This window comes from Janibacter sp. CX7, from assembly GCF_024362365.1.
Lineage (GTDB): Bacteria > Actinomycetota > Actinomycetes > Actinomycetales > Dermatophilaceae > Janibacter.
In genome coordinates this window covers 3,018,668-3,034,640 of sequence record NZ_CP101464.1, presented here as the reverse complement: position 1 = coordinate 3,034,640, position 15,973 = coordinate 3,018,668, and the positions used below count along the sequence as shown (strand labels likewise).

General features: G+C 72.3%; 19 protein-coding genes. 9 read left to right on the top strand and 10 right to left on the bottom strand.

Going from position 1 to position 15,973, the window contains the following annotated elements; translation table 11 throughout:
• Positions 1-152: 152 nt before the first annotated feature.
• Entirely contained in the window at positions 153-1,673 is a 1,521-nt protein-coding gene (locus NMQ01_RS14945; RefSeq protein WP_255184690.1) for an SDR family NAD(P)-dependent oxidoreductase, read from the bottom strand.
• A 302-nt stretch (positions 1,674-1,975) separates the two neighbouring features.
• Between NMQ01_RS14945 and NMQ01_RS14940 the strand changes: the two genes are divergently transcribed.
• A complete protein-coding gene (locus NMQ01_RS14940; RefSeq protein ID WP_255184689.1) occupies positions 1,976-2,629 on the top strand; it encodes an HAD-IA family hydrolase in 654 nt (217 codons plus the stop codon).
• A 16-nt stretch (positions 2,630-2,645) separates the two neighbouring features.
• Here the strand turns inward: NMQ01_RS14940 and NMQ01_RS14935 are convergent, their stop codons facing one another.
• The 4 genes from NMQ01_RS14935 to NMQ01_RS14920 all read right to left on the bottom strand — a co-directional run bounded on the left by NMQ01_RS14935 (position 2,646) and on the right by NMQ01_RS14920 (position 4,642).
• On the bottom strand, positions 2,646-3,170 hold the full coding sequence (locus tag NMQ01_RS14935) for a ferritin (RefSeq protein ID WP_255184688.1): 525 nt from the start codon (positions 3,168-3,170) through the stop codon (positions 2,646-2,648).
• Positions 3,171-3,245: 75 nt separating this feature from the next.
• On the bottom strand, positions 3,246-3,428 hold the full coding sequence (locus tag NMQ01_RS14930) for a hypothetical protein (protein ID WP_072625838.1): 183 nt from the start codon (positions 3,426-3,428) through the stop codon (positions 3,246-3,248).
• Positions 3,429-3,514: 86 nt separating this feature from the next.
• Positions 3,515-3,802, bottom strand: coding sequence for a hypothetical protein (locus tag NMQ01_RS14925; RefSeq protein WP_255184687.1), 288 nt, complete (start codon positions 3,800-3,802; stop codon positions 3,515-3,517).
• Between the two features lie 51 nt (positions 3,803-3,853).
• Positions 3,854-4,642 (bottom strand): PIG-L deacetylase family protein, encoded by a 789-nt coding sequence (locus NMQ01_RS14920; RefSeq protein WP_255184686.1) that lies wholly within the window; start codon positions 4,640-4,642, stop codon positions 3,854-3,856.
• Positions 4,643-4,711: 69 nt separating this feature from the next.
• Between NMQ01_RS14920 and NMQ01_RS14915 the strand changes: the two genes are divergently transcribed.
• A complete protein-coding gene (locus NMQ01_RS14915) occupies positions 4,712-5,545 on the top strand; it encodes a maleylpyruvate isomerase N-terminal domain-containing protein (protein WP_255184685.1) in 834 nt (277 codons plus the stop codon).
• A 3-nt stretch (positions 5,546-5,548) separates the two neighbouring features.
• Here NMQ01_RS14915 and NMQ01_RS14910 read toward each other — a convergent pair whose 3' ends face one another.
• Positions 5,549-6,730 carry a sterol desaturase family protein gene (locus tag NMQ01_RS14910; RefSeq protein WP_255184684.1) on the bottom strand — a complete coding sequence of 394 codons (1,182 nt, stop codon included), beginning with the start codon at positions 6,728-6,730 and terminating at the stop codon, positions 5,549-5,551.
• An 88-nt stretch (positions 6,731-6,818) separates the two neighbouring features.
• Between NMQ01_RS14910 and NMQ01_RS14905 the strand changes: the two genes are divergently transcribed.
• A complete protein-coding gene (locus NMQ01_RS14905; RefSeq protein WP_255184683.1) occupies positions 6,819-7,418 on the top strand; it encodes a TetR/AcrR family transcriptional regulator in 600 nt (199 codons plus the stop codon).
• On the opposite strand, the gene NMQ01_RS14900 is transcribed toward NMQ01_RS14905, so the two are convergent.
• Positions 7,402-8,727 (bottom strand): MFS transporter, encoded by a 1,326-nt coding sequence (locus NMQ01_RS14900; protein ID WP_255184682.1) that lies wholly within the window; start codon positions 8,725-8,727, stop codon positions 7,402-7,404. The two genes, NMQ01_RS14905 and NMQ01_RS14900, sit on opposite strands and share 17 nt — an antisense overlap.
• Before the next feature lie 88 nt (positions 8,728-8,815).
• Here NMQ01_RS14900 and NMQ01_RS14895 point away from each other — a divergent pair, with 88 nt between their 5' ends.
• Both NMQ01_RS14895 and NMQ01_RS14890 read left to right on the top strand, forming a co-directional pair.
• Entirely contained in the window at positions 8,816-9,214 is a 399-nt protein-coding gene (locus NMQ01_RS14895; RefSeq protein WP_255184681.1) for a hypothetical protein, read from the top strand.
• A gap of 45 nt (positions 9,215-9,259) precedes the next feature.
• The gene (locus NMQ01_RS14890) at positions 9,260-9,835 is read left to right on the top strand and encodes a TIGR00730 family Rossman fold protein (RefSeq protein ID WP_255184680.1); all 576 of its coding nucleotides are present in this window, start codon (positions 9,260-9,262) and stop codon (positions 9,833-9,835) included.
• Between the two features lie 10 nt (positions 9,836-9,845).
• On the opposite strand, the gene NMQ01_RS14885 is transcribed toward NMQ01_RS14890, so the two are convergent.
• Positions 9,846-10,055, bottom strand: a complete 210-nt coding sequence (locus NMQ01_RS14885; RefSeq protein WP_084449688.1) for a hypothetical protein — start codon at positions 10,053-10,055, stop codon at positions 9,846-9,848.
• A 97-nt stretch (positions 10,056-10,152) separates the two neighbouring features.
• On the opposite strand from NMQ01_RS14885, the gene fumC reads away from it, so the two are divergent.
• Positions 10,153-11,553, top strand: a complete 1,401-nt coding sequence (gene fumC, locus NMQ01_RS14880) for a class II fumarate hydratase (protein WP_255184679.1) — start codon at positions 10,153-10,155, stop codon at positions 11,551-11,553.
• Between the two features lie 62 nt (positions 11,554-11,615).
• Here the strand turns inward: fumC and NMQ01_RS14875 are convergent, their stop codons facing one another.
• Together NMQ01_RS14875 and NMQ01_RS14870 are read right to left on the bottom strand one after the other, a co-directional pair.
• Positions 11,616-12,032, bottom strand: a complete 417-nt coding sequence (locus NMQ01_RS14875) for a tetratricopeptide repeat protein (protein ID WP_255184678.1) — start codon at positions 12,030-12,032, stop codon at positions 11,616-11,618.
• Between the two features lie 126 nt (positions 12,033-12,158).
• Positions 12,159-12,722, bottom strand: coding sequence for a nucleosidase (locus NMQ01_RS14870; protein ID WP_255184677.1), 564 nt, complete (start codon positions 12,720-12,722; stop codon positions 12,159-12,161).
• Between the two features lie 32 nt (positions 12,723-12,754).
• Here NMQ01_RS14870 and NMQ01_RS14865 point away from each other — a divergent pair, with 32 nt between their 5' ends.
• The 3 genes from NMQ01_RS14865 to NMQ01_RS14855 all read left to right on the top strand — a co-directional run bounded on the left by NMQ01_RS14865 (position 12,755) and on the right by NMQ01_RS14855 (position 15,971).
• On the top strand, positions 12,755-14,257 hold the full coding sequence (locus NMQ01_RS14865) for an amidohydrolase (protein WP_255184676.1): 1,503 nt from the start codon (positions 12,755-12,757) through the stop codon (positions 14,255-14,257).
• 153 nt (positions 14,258-14,410) lie between these two features.
• Positions 14,411-15,229, top strand: coding sequence for a DUF4397 domain-containing protein (locus NMQ01_RS14860; RefSeq protein WP_068318942.1), 819 nt, complete (start codon positions 14,411-14,413; stop codon positions 15,227-15,229).
• Between the two features lie 13 nt (positions 15,230-15,242).
• Positions 15,243-15,971, top strand: a complete 729-nt coding sequence (locus NMQ01_RS14855) for a class F sortase (RefSeq protein ID WP_369694818.1) — start codon at positions 15,243-15,245, stop codon at positions 15,969-15,971.
• Positions 15,972-15,973 lie beyond the last annotated feature (2 nt).

Sequence of the window (15,973 nt, the reverse complement as noted above, 5' to 3'; positions counted from 1 at the left end):
GCCCTGCCGCCTCATTCGAAGAAGAAACGCTCGCTCGACCGGGCGCTTCTTCTTCGAATGGCCGCGCTCTCTGCCCACCCCGGTCCCTGAGTGGGTCCCACGTTCCGCGTGGGCGGTCGCTCAGCGACCGTCTCGAAGGGACGCCAGCCCGCCTACCAGGCGTAGGGCTCGAAGTTCTTCAGGAAGACGCCGTAGAGGTCCTCGCCGCGCTCGCCGCGGACGATCGGGTCGTAGACGCGGGCGGCGCCGTCGACGAGGTCGAGCGGGGCGTGCCAGCCCTGGGCGGCGATGTCGAGCTTTTCGTGGTGCGGGCGCTCGTCGGTGATCCAGCCGGTGTCGACGGCCGTCATGAGGATCCGGTCGGTCTCGAACATCTCCCCGGCCGAGGTGCGGGTGAGCATGTTGAGCGCGGCCTTGGCCATGTTGGTGTGCGGGTGGCCGGCGCCCTTGTAGCGGCGCGAGAACTGCCCCTCCATCGCCGAGACGTTGACGACGTGGCCGCGGGCGGCGTCGCCCACCACCTCGCGGCGGCGCTCGACGGCCGCGCGCATGGCCGGCCGCAGCCGGGAGACGAGCAGGAAGGGCGCGACCGAGTTGCACATCTGCACCTCGAGGAGCTCGAGCGGGTCGACCTCGTCGACGGTCTGCTTCCACGAGTTCGTCGTCACGACGTCGGGCAGCAGCCCGCCGGCGTCGACGGCCGTGCCGGCGAGGTGGGCCTCCAGGCTCGCGCTGCCGGCGGTGAGGGCCAGCCGGGTCATGTCGGCAGCGGTGCGCACGGCGGCCGCGTCGGCGTGGGGCACCGGGTGCTCGCCGAGGGAGCCGACGAGCGCCGCGGGGTGGGCCTCGCTCACCCGGTCGAAGGAGATCATCGTCGGCGTCGGCCCGTCGATCTCGAGCGGCTGCGACTCGCCGTCGACGAGCTGGCTGTAGGCGCCGGGGGAGCGCCGCACCGTCTGGCAGGCGTTGTTGATGAGGATGTCGAGCGGCCCGGCGGCCGCGACCTCGTCGGTCAGGGCAACCACCTGGGTCGGGTCGCGCAGGTCGATGCCGACGATCGTCAGCCGGTCGATCCACTCCGGCGAGTCGGCGAGCTCGGCGAAGCGCCGCGCCGCGTCCCGGGGGAAGCGGGTGGTGATCGTCAGGTCGGCGCCGTCACGCAGCAGCCGCAGGGCGATGTACATGCCGATCTTCGCCCGGCCGCCGGTGAGCAGCGCCCGGCGCCCGCGCAGGTCGGTGCCCTGGTCGCGGCGCTCGTGGCTCATCGCCGCGCAGTCCGGGCACAGCCAGTGGTAGAAGGCATCGACGAGCGTGTAGTCGGCGTGGCAGATGTAGCAGCCGCGGGGGATCTGCAGCTCGCCGACGAATCGGCTCTCGCTCGACGCGGCGAGCGGGATCCCCTTCGTCTCGTCGTCGATGCGCATCGGCGACCCGGTCGCGGTCTGGTCGAGGATCGCCTGGTCGTGCGCCATCTTGGGCCCGCGCTCGGCCTGCCGGGCCTCGCGGCGACGCGCCTTCTTCACCCGGTTGTACATCGTGCCCGCGGCCCGCTTGACCGTCGCGATGTCCTCGTGGCCCGGCGGCAGCTCGTGGAGCATCCCGAGGACGCGAAGGGTGGTCGCCAGGTCATCGGGGTCGACGCCGCTCGTGTTGCTGGCCTGGGTCTCACTCACGGGGTCCGAGGATACGTGGCCCCGAGTCGATCGCCGCAGGCCGAAGGGGGATGCCTGCGGAGCGGACGGCGGGGAGGGTTGGCGTGGCGTCCAGGCGAGCCGCAGGGCGAAGGGGGATGGCTGCGCACATCAAGCCGAAGTCAGCAACGACAACCGCCGGCGAAGAGGAGAACGAAGGACTTCGGCGGGCGCAGCCGTCCCCCTTCGTCCGGAGGCGGAAGCGGGGTCTCGAGGCTCGCTGGCGCTCGCACCGCCCACGCGGACCTGGGACCCAGACCACCGGTGGCGCCTAGGGTCGGGGCATGAGCCTCGCCGACCGCACCTTCGCCGCCGTCCTCTTCGACAACGACGGCACCCTCGTCGACTCGACGGGCTCGGTGGAGCGGTCGTGGGTGCGGTGGGCGGTGGAGCACGACATCGAACCGCGGACGCTCGTCGGTCACCACGGGATGCCGGCGCCGGCGATCATCGCGTCGGTCGCGCCGCACCTGGACCCGCAGACGGCCTTCGCGCGGATCGAGCAGCTCGAGGTCGACGACGTCGAGGGCGTCGTCGCCCTGCCCGGCGTGCTCGACGCCATCGCGGCGATCGGCGACGGACCCGCCGCGGTCGTCACCTCGGCGACTCGTGAGCTGGCCCGGGTCCGGCTGGCGGCGGCGGGCATCGGCATCGCGCAGGTCGTGACCTTCGACGACGTCGAGCGCGGCAAGCCGCACCCCGATCCCTTCCTCCTTGCCGCCGAGCGGCTCGGCGTCGACCCGGCGGACTGCCTGGTCTGCGAGGACGCCCCGAGCGGGGTCGCGGCGGCCCGCGCCGCGGGCTGCTCTGTGCTCGCGGTGACGACGACGAGCACCCCCGACGAGCTCGGCGACGCCGACCTCGTCGTGTCGTCGCTGGCCGACGTGGCCTTCGAGGTGGTCGACGGGCGGGTGCGGGTGCGCCCGCGTCAGTCCTGACCGGGGCGAAGGGGGATCAGGCGCCGGCCTGCTTGGGAGCGGCCGCGTCGGGGCCGGTCGCGGCGAGGTCGCGCTCGACGTAGGCCTCGATGGCGTTGAGGTCGTCCTCGCTGCGGCGGACCACGGCGAGCAGGTCCTGCATCGTGGCGACCTCCTCGACCTGCTCCTTGATGAACCACTGCATGAACTGCTCGGCGGCGAAGTCGTTGTCCTCGCGGGCCGTCCGCGTCAGGGCGTGGATCTGCTCGGTGACCCGCTTCTCCTGCTCGACGGCCAGCTCGACCGGCGCGACGATCCCCTCGAAGGTGCTGACCGGCGCCTCGATCGCCGGCAGGTGCACCGGCTGGTCGGTGTCGAGCAGGTACTGGATCATCATCTTCGCGTGGCCGCTCTCCTCGGCCGCCTGCCGGTAGAAGAAGCCCGCGAGCTGGGGCAGGGTCAGCGACTCGTAGTGGGCCGCGACGGCGAGGTACTGCTGGTGGGCGGCGAACTCCTCACCGATCTGGGTGGTGAGCTGAGCGGCGAAGGGCGAGGCGGTCATGCCCGAAAAATAGGCGGCCCGCCGCGGCCGCCGCCAGCAAGGACAGCCGAGCCTTCGTGGTCGCTCGCGTGCGGGTCAGGCTGCCTTGCGCAGCTTGTCCTTGGCCTTGGCGGTGACGAGCCGGCGCTTGTGGACCGCGTAGCCGTCGGGCAGGCGCCCCTCCTTGAGCAGGCGGATCGGGCAGGAGCTGCAGCGCTTCTTGCTGACGCAGCACTTCTCCTTGACCTTGATCTTCCCGATCTTGACCTTCTTGCCCATGACGGCACGCTAGGCCATGCAGGTGAGGCTCGCCTACCCTCCGTTCGCCCCTCGGGAACCGGCGGCGGATCCCCCTTCGCCCGGGGCTAGGAGGTGGCGGCGGGCTCCTGCGGGTCCTCGCAGAGGAAGGGCGCCGTGCTCCCACCCGAGTGGTAGGTGTACTCGCGACCCTGCGCTCGGAGCACGATCCGGTGTCCCTCGACGAGGGTCTGGCCGTAGACCCGCCCCGGCTCGGGGCAGCCGAGGCTGCTGTCGCGCCAGGTCACCGCGTCATGTGACACCGGCTCGACGTCGGCAGGGTCGATGCCCAGACGCTTCGCCAGGTCTGCGACCGCCGCGTCCTGCCGGTCCGAAGGGGGTGTCGTGCTCGTCATCGAGGTCTCCGAGGTCGGGGTCGAGGTGGCGCCGCCCCCCATGGTGCCCGCTCAGACGAAGGGGAGCGCGCTGCTCATCCCCTCGGGGCGCCCGGGCTCCGCGTAGTGCTCGACGCCGAAGGCCGCGGCGAAGACCTCGGGCGGCATCTGCAGCATCTGCTGCACGTCACCCTGCGAGGAGTGGCAGGCGAGGGCTGCGCGCTTGACGTCGATGGCCTCGGTGACGTCGACGGCGTGGTGGATCTCGCTCTGCGGCAGGCCCATCGGGTTGCCGTCGTCCATCGGGTCGTCGGGGGAGAAGCCGGGGTCGATGCCCGCGGCCTTCGCCTGCTCGACCTGCTCGCGCATGCGGTCGCGGTTCATCGTGTTCTCCAGCACGCGGGGGCGCCGGGTCGCCAGCTCGGCCGCGCGATGGGCGACGTGGTTCACCTTGACGTGGTCGGGGTGGCCGTAGCCGCCGTGCCAGTCGTAGCCGACGAGGATGTCCGCGTCCTCCTCGTCGAGGATCGCGGCCAGGCGGCCGGCGGCCTCGTCGAGGTCGGCGCCGTGGAAGGACCCGTCCCAGGCGTTGTGCTCCCAGCCGGTCATGCCGGAGTCGACGTAGCCGAGCCACTCGACACGGTGCGTGCCGGTGACGACGGCCGATGCTTCGGCCTCGGCCCGGCGGTGGGCGGCGAGATCACCCCCTTCGCCGAGCTCGTCGGGTCGGGTGCCGTGCTCGCCGCCGGTGGCGTAGACGACGACCACGCGCCCGCCGGCGCGGGAGGTGAGGATAATCGATCCGGCGGTGCCGGTGGCCTCGTCGTCGGGGTGGGCGTGGAAGAAGACGGTGGTCGTCACGAGGACATCGTGCACCGGCGCGCCGACAACTCGCTTGCCGAGGCGGGCGAAGGGGGGAAGTCTCCACCCATGACACCTGACCCCCGGGCCGCCGGGCTCCCCGTGGACACCTACCTCGCCGCCATCGAGCGGGAGACCCGCCGCTTCCGCGAGTGCCTCGCCGACGCCGACCCGGGCCTGCGGGTGCCGACCTGCCCCGACTGGACCGCCGACGACCTGCTGTGGCACCTCGGGGGAGAGGTGCAGGACTTCTGGGCCTGGGTCATCGCGCACCGTCCCGAGGTGCCGGAGGCATACGAGGAGCCGGAGCGGCCCGCCGACCGGGCCGGGCTGCTCGCCCACCTCGACCACGCCCACGAGCAGCTCATGCTCGGCCTGCGCAATGCCGACCCGGCCGACGCCGCGTGGTCGTGGGTCGGCGACCCGGCGCTGCACACGGTCGGTTTCACCGTCCGACGCCAGGCCCACGAGGCGCTGATCCACCGCGTCGACGCCGAGCTGACGGTCGGCGAGGTGACGCCGCTCGACCCGCAGCTGGCGAGCGACGGGGTGCTCGAGTGCCTCGAGTGGATGTACGGCAACCTGCCCGGCTGGGCCCGCTGGGAGCGCGACGGGTCACGGGTCCTCGTGCACGCGGCCGACACCGGCCACCGCGTGCTCGTCGGGCTCGGCCGGGTCACGGGCCGCAACCCGCGCACCGGCGACGAGGTCGACCAGACCGAGCTGCAGGTGCTCGACCGCTCCGTCCACGGTCACGCCGAGGCCGACGCGACGATCACCGCCGACGCCGCGGCGCTCGACCTGTGGCTGTGGCACCGCGGGCCGGCCCACCCGGTCGAGATGGAGGGGGACGAGGCGCTGCTCGACCGGCTGCTCGGGGTGCTCGGCCAGTCGATCGACTGACGCTCAGCCCGAGACCGGCTCCGAGACGTGCTCGGCGGCGACCGGGGCGCCCGACGGCGGGGCGAGCTGCTCCCTTCGCTCGTAGGCCCACCCGGGACCGCGCAGGAGGAAGCCGAAGCGGTCCGAACAGGTCGGCGCCGTCGCGATGTCCTTGGCGATGTCGCGCCACTCGTGGGTGGCGATGACGGCGGGGTTGAAGGTGTCGATGTTGCGGGTCAGGCCGTAGCGCACCCGCTCGTCCTCCGGCTCGAAGGTGCCGAAGAGCTTGTCCCAGAGGATGAGGATCGAGCCGTGGTTGATGTCGAGGTACTGCCGCTGGCTGCCGTGGTGGGCGCGGTGGTGGCTGGGGGTGTTGAGCACCTTCTCCAGCCAGCCGATGGAGCGCACGGCCTCGGTGTGGATCCAGAACTGGTAGATGAGGTTGATCGCCCGCGCGTCCTCGATGTAGCGCGGCGGGATGCCGAGCAGCGCGAGCAGGCCGTAGGGAACGGCCATGGTGAAGCCGTCGGCGACCGGCTGCCGCAGCGCCGTCGAGAGGTTGTAGCGCTCGCTGCTGTGGTGGACGACGTGCACCGCCCACAGCCACCGTGACTCGTGGGCCAGGCGGTGGTTCCAGTAGTAGATGACGTCCCACCCGAGGATCGCGAGCAGCCGGCTCGCCACCCCGCTGCGCATGCCGAAGGGGGCGAACCGTGCCAGCCGCGTGGCCGAGGTCTGCATCGTCCACACGGAGGCGGCGGCGACGGCGGTGGACCCGACGGCGGCGACGGCCGAGCGTGAGGTGAGCAGGCCGAGGGCGTCGACGCGGGAGCGGACGGTCGTCGGCGCAGGTGCGTCGGAGGGCAGCGTCCCGGCCTCGGGCAGCGTCCCGCCGTGGGCCCGGCGCTGGCGCAGCACGTCCCCGACGGTCGTCGCGATGGCCGCGGCAGCGCCGACGGCGAGGAGGGCGTTGCCTGCCTTCGTGCTGCCGGGGACGACCCGGCGCATGATCGGTCCGGTGACGAAGGGAGCGACGAGGCTCCCGATGCCCATGCTCAGGCTGGCGATGGTGTCGTTGAGCTCGTAGTCCCCGGGCCGGTCCTCGTCGGGTGCGGCCGGGCGCTTGTGGTGCATCCACCAGTACTCCGCACCCATGGCGCCCACGAAGGCGGGGATCGCGAGGACGGTCAGGTCGGGGCGTGCCATGGGGCTCCTTTGCCGGGGACGAACGCAACTGACCATAGAGTCAGTTGAGGTGCCTGACAAGATGTGTCGACGACGGGAGGTGACCGCGATGGCCGAGATCGGGACGAAGGGCGTCGCCCGTGCCGAGCGCAGGCAGCAGCTCGTGCACGAGGCGGTCGAGGAGCTGGGAAGCCTGGGCTATGACCGCGCCTCCATGGCCGACGTCGCCGCGCGCGCCGGTGTCTCGAAGGCCATGGTGCACAACGTCTTCGGGTCCAAGGCCGACCTCGCGCAGGCCTGCCTCGAGGAGGTCGGACCGCGCCTCGTCGCCACGATCGCCCGGGCCCAGACGGCGACCGATCCCGGTGAGCGCGCCCTCGACACCTTCACCGCGATCTTCTCGGCGATGGCCGAGCACCGCTATGCGTGGGCGCTCGTCAAGGACGAGACCCTGCCCGAGGGATCGGCGGCTGCCGAGCTGGCACAGGGCTACCGCGCGCAGCTGCACTCGATGGGGACCGTCGGCACCCGCGACGTCCTCGAGGCGGCCGGGCTCGCCGACCCGCTTGACCACGACCTGCTCGACCACATCTGGGAGTCGATCGTCGAGGCCGCGGTCGCGTGGTGGCAGGAGCACGACGACCACACCGCGGAGCAGATGGCGCAGCGGCTCACCCGCCTGCTGGCCGTGGTCACGCTGCGGGGGTGACCCGGCCCGGTCCCTGAGGAGGCGAGGGACGAGCCGTCTCGAAGGGCGTCATCGCCTCCCGGTCGGCGGGGAGGGCGCGACTGGCCCGCCACGAGCCGAGGACGGCGATGACCAGCCCGATCGGGACGATGACGAGCAAGGCCCGGTGCAGTCCGACGGCGTCGGCGCTCAGCCCGCCGACCGGGGTGGCGAGAGCGTCCGACAGGGCCCCGACGAGGATCGGTCCGATCGTCGCGCCGACGAGGTTGAAGGACGCGAAGTACACCGCGATCGCGGTCGCCCGCATGGTGGGCGGGGTGACGTCGGCGATCGCGGGCGACGCTGCGGCGGAGAGGAACTGGGTGCCCGTCCAGCCGATGGCGAAGAGCGCGACGAAGGCGACGGCACGGCCTGGGCCGAGCAGCAGCGCGGCGAGGGTCAGGGGGATCGCGGCGGCGAAACCGGCTGCCGCGACGACGAGCCGTCCTGACGGGTGCCGGTCGGAGGCCCGGTCGGCGAGGCGCCCGCCGAGGAGCAGGCCGACGATGCCGGCGAGCCCGAGGATCACGCCGGCCCCGATCGACGCGGTGCCGATCGACAGTCCGAAGTAGCGCTGCAGCAGCGGGACGATGAAGGTCGCGACGCCGTAGGTCGGGATCTGCAGTCCGATGCCGGCGACCATGAGCCAGGTGATGGTGCGGATCCGCAGCACCGCGCGATACGGATGGGTCTGCTCGTCGGCGGTGTGCAGCTCGACGGTGTCGGAGGCCCCGCGGGGAGGTTCCTTGACGAAGAGCATGGCGACGGCGAGCAGGAGTCCGGGCACCGCCGCGATGACGAAGGGAGCCCGCCAGGTCCCGGTCGACTCGACGATGACGCCGACGGTGAGGAAGGCGAGGAGCAGCCCGATGGGGATGCCGAGCGAGACGATGCTGATGGCGCGGCTGCGCCGCTTGGGCTCGTAGGCGTCGATGAGCAGCGCGTTGGACGCCGGCCCGTAGCTCGCCTCACCGATCCCGACGCCGAGGCGGAAGAGGAAGAGGAACAGGAAGCCCTGGACGAAGCCGCTCGCGCCCGTGAACAGGCTCCACACGACCAGCCCGCCGGCCATGACGTAGCGGCGCGGGACCCGGTCGGCGAGGCGCCCGAGGAGCACCCCGGCGATCGCGTAGACGACGGTGAAGGACCCGCCGAGCACTCCGATGAGGGTGTCGCTCAACCCGAACTCGTCCTTGAGCGGCTCGACGATGACCGCCGGGATCGTTCGGTCGTAGAAGTTGACGATGTTGGCCAGGGTCAGCGTGACGAGCAGGTACCAGCGCCGTTGCATGTCGCACAGACAACCACGTCGACGTGGTCCGCCGGCACCGGCGTGGCCCGTATCGTCGACGCATGACCTCTCGCACGGCCGCGCGGCGATGACGCCGGCGCGCACCCCCCTTCGCGTGGTCGCCGCCGGGCCGGCGGACGTCGACGAGGTGTGGCTGCGGTACACCACGCCCGGCCTCTGGTCCGGGTGGGCGCCGCAGATTAGGGCGGTGGAGCACCCGCCCAGCCGGATCCGAGCCGGTGGACGGGGAACGGTGCGCGGACCGCTGGGTCTGGACGTCCCCTTCGTCGTGGAAGCGGTGGACGACCAGGCGAGGCGCTGGGGGTGGTGTCCGAGGATCGGGCCGGTCGCGATCCGCATGCGGCACGGGGTCGACGCGCACCCGGAGGGCAGCAGTGCGTGGGTCGAGATCGCGGCGCCGCGACTGCTGGCGCTCTCGTACGCCCCGATCGCGTCCCTCGCGCTGCGCCGGCTCGTCGCCCGGTGAGGGGAGATGCCCGGCGCCGGTGGGTGCGCGCATAGGGTCGAGGCCGTGATCGAGCGACTGACGGTCTTTTGCGGATCGACCCCCGGCCACGACCTGAGGTGGGTCGAGCTGGCCCACTCCGTCGGACGCGACCTCGCCCGGCGCGGGATCGGGGTCGTCTACGGCGCGGGCGGTGGCGGCCTGATGGGCGCCCTCGCCCAGGGTGCGCTGGACGAAGGGGGCGAGGTCGTCGGCGTCATCCCCACCTTCATGATCGAGCGGGAGTGGGGCCGCGACGACCTCACCGAAGTCCACGTCGTCGAGACGATGCACGAGCGCAAGGCGCTCATGGCAGACCTGACGAGCGCCTTCCTCGCGCTGCCGGGCGGCATGGGCACGCTCGAGGAGGTCTTCGAGGTGTGGACCTGGCGGCAGATCGGCCTGCTCGACAAGCCGGTCGGCTTCCTCGACGCCGACGGCTTCTGGACCCCGCTGCTCGACTCCCTTCGCGGCATCTCGCAGGCCGGCTTCATGTCGCAGGCGAGCCTCGACGACGTCGTCGTCGCGCCCGACCTCGACTCCGCGCTCGCCGGCCTCGAGGCGCGCGGCACCGGCACCCGCATACTGCGCTCGGTGACCTGACTCCCCTTCGTCAGGCCGCGTCGGGGCGGATACCGATGAGGCGAAGGGAGGAGCCAGCGCACTCCGGGCACGGGTGGACCAGAGGCGCGTCGACCTCCGGCCACAGGATCCGGAAGGTCTCGTGCACACCGCACCGGTAGGCGACGATGCGCGGACCCTGCGCGGGGCGGGTGAGCTCGGGGGCGGTCAGGCGGCGGACGGTGCGGGTGTGGCGCTGCATGCGAGAGATGGTGCGCCGCAAGGGTTTCCCGACTGCTGCGCGGATGTTTCCGGGGTATTGCGCGGGCCGTCGATCGCTGCCGAGTAGCGTTGCCCTCATGACTCAGACGCGTGCGGAGAAGGACAGCATGGGCACCATCGAGGTGGCCGCGGACAAGTACTGGGGGGCGCAGACCCAGCGCTCGCTCGGCAACTTCGACATCGGTCGCGACACCTTCGTCTGGGGCCGCTCGATGATCCGCGCCCTCGGCATCCTCAAGAAGTCCGCCGCCCTGGCCAACGCGGAGCTCGGCGAGCTGCCGCAGGACGTCGCCGACCTCGTGACCCGGGCCGCCGACGAGGTCATCGCCGGCGACCTCGACGAGCACTTCCCGCTCGTCGTCTTCCAGACCGGCTCGGGCACGCAGTCCAACATGAACTCCAACGAGGTCATCTCCAACCGCGGCATCGAGATCGCCGGCGGCGAGATGGGCTCCAAGACCCCGGTCCACCCCAACGACCACGTCAACCGCGGCCAGTCGAGCAACGACACCTTCCCCACCGCGATGCACATCGCGATCGTCCTCGACCTCGCCGAGCGCCTCTACCCCTCCGTCACGCAGCTGCGCGAGACCCTCGCGGCCAAGGCGAAGGAGTACGCCGACATCGTCATGGTCGGCCGCACCCACCTGCAGGACGCCACCCCGGTCACCCTCGGCCAGGTCATCGACGGCTGGGTCGCCCAGATCGACTTCGCCCTCGACGCGGTCAAGCACGCCGACGAGCGCGCCCGCGAGCTGGCCATCGGCGGCACCGCCGTCGGCACGGGCCTGAACGCCCACCCCGAGTTCGGCAAGCTGTGCGCCGCGAAGATCAGCGCCGAGGCCGGCCACGACTTCGTCCAGGCGCCCAACCTCTTCGCCAGCCTCTCGGCCCACGACGCGCTCGTCGAGGTGAGCGGCTCCCTTCGCACCCTCGCCGGCGCCCTGATGAAGATCGCCAACGACGTGCGCTGGTACGCCTCCGGCCCCCGCAACGGCATCGGCGAGCTCGCGATCCCGGAGAACGAGCCGGGCTCGTCGATCATGCCGGGCAAGGTCAACCCCACCCAGGCCGAGGCGATGACGATGGTCGCCACCCGGGTCTTCGGCAACGACGCGACGGTCGGCTTCGCCGGCAGCCAGGGCAACTTCCAGCTCAACGTCTACAAGCCGGTCATGGCGCACGCGGTCATCGAGTCGATCCGGCTGATCTCCGACGCCTGCGTCTCCTTCGACACCAACTGTGCCGTCGGCATCGAGCCGGTCCGCGAGAAGATCGACGAGAACCTCTCGCGCAACCTCATGCTCGTCACCGCTCTCAACCGCCACATCGGCTACGACAAGGCCGCGGCGATCGCCAAGAAGGCGCACAAGGAGGGCACGAGCCTGCGCGAGGCGGCCGTCGCCTCCGGTGACATCTCCGGCGAGGACTTCGACGCCTGGGTGGTCCCGGTCGACATGACCCACCCGAGCGCCTGATCCACGAGCGAAGGGGGGGGAGACGATGCGTCTCCCCCCCCTTCGTCATGGGCGTGGCTGCGTCAGAAGCCCTCGTCGGCGACCTTGGCCGCGGGGCCGGCAGCGGTGCCGTAGCCACCGAGCAGCTCCGCCAGGCGAAGGGGGCCGCGCGCCTCGTCGGCCCGGCCGGCCCGCTGCAGGGTGCGGCCCAGGAGCAGGTGCGCGTAGGCGTCGTCGGGCGCCTCGGCGATGACCTCGCGGGCCGCGGCCTCGGCCCGCCCGAGCTGCGCGGAGTGGAAGTAGCAGCGCGCCAGCAGCAGGTGGATCTCGGCCGTGCCGTGCCCGACCGGGTCGGCGTCGCTCTCGGCGCGGGCGGCCGCGAGATCCGTGAAGAAGTCCTCGAGGTCGGTTGCCGCTTCCGTGTAGCGGGCATCGTCGAAGGCGTGCTTCGCGCGCTCGTAGCGCTCGAAGCCGTACAGCTCGCGCGTCGTGGTGGTCATGCCGTCCTCAACCCGCGGCGGGTGAGAACCATTCCCACCCAACTCTGCAGGACCCTAGGGTCTTGCGCAGTTGAGCGGCCCTAACCCTGCAGGACCCCAGGGTCTTGCGGAGTGGGCGGCTCGGAGTCAGCGCACGCGGTCGAGCCGGACGAAGTCCGCCAGCCACGCGCCCAGGTCCCGGGCGCAGCCGTCGACGGCGGCCGACCAGTCGTGCGCCGTCTCGTCGGCGTTGTCGCTCACCCGCTTGACGAGGTGGACGGGCACGCCGAGCTCGGTGCAGGCCAGGGCGATGGCGTAACCCTCCATGTCGACGAGGTCGGCGCGGGTCGCCAGCTCGTCGCGCACGGCCGGGTCGGTGACGAAGAGGTCGCCGCTCGCCAGCACCGTCTGCTGCGCGGGGTCGAGCACGAGCCTCTCGCGCGGGTCGAGGCCGAGCTGCCGGATCGGCTCGGCCGACAGGTCGTGGTTGAGCACGGTCCCGATCTCGTGGAGTCCGGCGACGTCGGGGCGCAGGGCGCCGGCCGTGCCGATGTTGACGACGACGAGCTCGTCGCGGCGCGGGTGCTCGCAGATCGCGCGGGTGACCTGCACCGCCGCGAGGCTCTTGCCGACCCCGGTGACGAGGACCTCGAGGTCTTCGGGGACGTGGGCGGCCTCGGCCCGGATCGCGGCGACGACGAGCAGGTGCATGGCGCCACCGTATCCGTCGTATCGTGCCGAGCATGGCCCCCTTCGTCCCGCATGCGCTGATCCGTGGCGCCCGCCTGCGACCCGGCGCCGCACCCGTGGACATCCGGCTGCGCGAAGGGAGGATCGCCGAGATCGGCGAGCACCTCACCACCGCGGGGGCCGAGGTCCATGACGCCGGCGGAGCGCTCGCGCTCCCGGGGCTGTGGGACGCACACGTCCACTTCGGCCAGTGGGCGGCGATGTCCCGCCGGGTCGACGTCGCGGACACCGCGAGCCCCGAGGATGTCACGGCCCGGGTCGCGCGCCACCTCGCCGCGGAGCGACCGGCGCCCGGGACCGTCGTGCAGGGCTTCGGCTGGCGCGTGGCCGGCTGGGACCGCCTGCCGAGCACCGCCGAGCTCGACGCCGTCGCCGGCGACCGGCCGGTCATCCTCATCAGCGGGGACTGCCACGCCGGGTGGCTGAGCAGCGCGGCCTTCCGAGCCCTCGGTCTGCCGGTCCACGAGGGACACCTCGACGAGGACGAGTGGTTCCCCATCTACCAGCGCCTGGCCGACCTGCCGGAGGACCCGGCCGTCGTCCGCGCCAGTCTCGACTCCGCGATGCGAGCCGCCGCGGCGAAGGGGGTCGTCGGCATCGCCGACATGGAGTTCGAGGCTGGGCGGCTCGAGTGGCCGCAGCGCACCGCCGACGGCCTCGACCTGCTGCGGGTGCGCCCGGCGACCTATCCCGAGGGCCTCGGCGAGGCGATCGCGGCCGGCATGCGCACCGGCGACGTGCTCGACGAGACCGGCCTCGTGACGATGGGCCCGCTCAAGGTCATCACCGACGGCTCGCTCAACACCCGCACCGCCTGGTGCTGCGAACCCTTCGTCACAGACGACGATCTCGGCGACCCGCACGGCAAGAGCACCGTCGGGCCCGAGGAGCTCACCCAGCTGCTCCGGCGCGCCCACGCGCACGGCCTCGACGGCGCGGTCCACGCGATCGGCGACCAGGCACTGCTCGACGCGCTCGACGCCTACGCCGCGAGCGGTGCCCGCGGCACCATCGAGCACGCGCAGCTCGTGCGGATGGAGGCGCTGCAGCGCTTCGCCGACCTGGGGCTGGTCGCGAGCGTCCAACCCGCGCACCTGCTCGACGACCGGGACTCGACCGAAGCCCTGTGGCCCGACCGGCTCGACCGGTGCTTCGCCCTGCGGTCGATGACGCAGGCGGGGATCCCCCTTCGACTGGGGTCGGATGCGCCGGTCTCCCCGCTCGACCCGTGGCTGGCGATGTCGGCCGCCGTCCACCGCAGCGCCGACGAGCGCGAGCCGTGGGCCCCGGAGCAGGCGCTCACCCCCCGCGAGGCACTGGACGCCTCGACCGACGGCGTCACCGAGATCGCCGTCGGCGGACCGGCTGACATCGTGCTCGTCGACGAGGACCCTTGTCCCGCAGGGCTGTCCGGCACCGCGGAGCAGGCGGCGCGGCTGCGGCAGACGCGGGTGCTCGCGACCTTCGTCGGTGGGCGGATGACGCACTCGGCCTGACCAGCCTCCTCCTGGCGACTCACAGGTTCGCCGCGCGCACGTCCAGCGGGTCACGAAAAAAAGTTGTGCCGAGGTGCATCCCTGCGACGGGTGGTGGCCGAAGTAGGGGCAGGACGTCAGGAGGCGTCCGTCCCACACACCAGGAGCAACGCCATGCGACTCACCCGCCCCATCGCCATCGCCGCCCTGTCGACGGGATTCGTCACCGTCCTGAGCGCCCCGTCCTTCGCCGCCGAGGGTGACGCCACGGTCAGCATCCTCCACGGGGTGCCGGAGGCCACGGTCGATGTGTACGCCAACGGCGACGTCCTCCTCGAGGACTTCGAGCCGGGGACGATCACCGACCCGATGCCCCTGCCCGCCGGGGAGTACGACCTCAAGGTCACCGCGGCCGGTGCCGGAGCCGACGGCGACGCCGTCATCGAGGCACAGGACGTCGCCGTCGAGGCCGGCACCAACATCACCGTCGCGGCCCACCTGGACGCCGACGGCAACCCGGTCCTCACCCCCTTCGCCAACGACGTGTCCGCCACCGAGCCGGGCCAGGCGCGGCTGACGGTGCGCCACACGGCGGCGGCTCCGGCCGTGGACGTCCGCGCCAACGGCGAGGTGGCCTTCGCCGACGTGACGAACCCGAAGGAGGGCAAGACCGACCTCGCCGCCGGCACGATCTCGGCGGACGTCGTCCTCGCCGGCACCGACGACGTCGCCATCGGGCCCGCCGACGTCACCCTCAAGGAGGGCACCAACACCATCGTCTACGCGTGGGGCTCGGCCGAGGACGACAACCTCGACCTCGCGGTCCAGGAGATCTCCGGCCTGCACAGCTCCCCGGGTGGGGTGCCGAGCGGTACCGGCGGCCAGGCCGACACCGGCTCGTACGCCGCCATGGGTGCTGCCGGTGCCGCCGCCGTGCTCGCCGGAGGTGCCGTGCTGCTCATGACCCGTCGCGTGTCCCCGGTGCGCGACTGACGTGAGGCGGCGCATGGATCTCGACAGGAAGAGGCTGGCGATGGTCGCCATCGCCGCGGTGCTCGCCGGAGGCGGCGGATTCGTCGTCACCGACGGCCTCACGTCCCCGTCGAGATTGACCGACCCTGCCGACACCCGGGAGGCGCTCGCGCCCTCGGGGTCGGCAGGGTCGGGCCCGTCGCAGCCGTCGCGGTCGAGCCCGACGCGCCAGGCGTCGACGCCGGCCTCTGCGTCGGGGGCGTCCTCGTCCGGTCCGCGGACGAGGTCGGCAGCGCTCGGGCAGCCCACGTCCGAGGCGACACCGCCCTCGCGGCTGGAGATCCCGTCCCTGGGAGCGGATCTGCCCGTGGTCCCGGTCGGTGTGGACGGCGGTCGACTCATGGTGATCCCCGAGGACCCCGGGACGGCTGGCTGGTACCGCTTCGGCCCGGCGCCGGGGTCGGCCTCGGGAGCCAGCGTCATCTCGGCGCACACGGACACGGCGGGTCAGGTCGGTCCGTTGTCCCGCTTGGACGAGGTGCAACGAGGTGATCGGGTGACGGTCACCGTCGGTGACGACCTGGTGACCTACGAGATCCGGCGCGTGGACCACCACGCGAAGGACGCGCTCGACGTAGACGCGCTCTTCGACCGCACCGGCCCTGCCCGCCTGCACATCGTCACCTGTGGCGGTGACTACGACCCACGGACTCGCAGCTACGAGGACAATGTCGTCGCGGTCGCATCGCGGGTCGATGGTTGAGG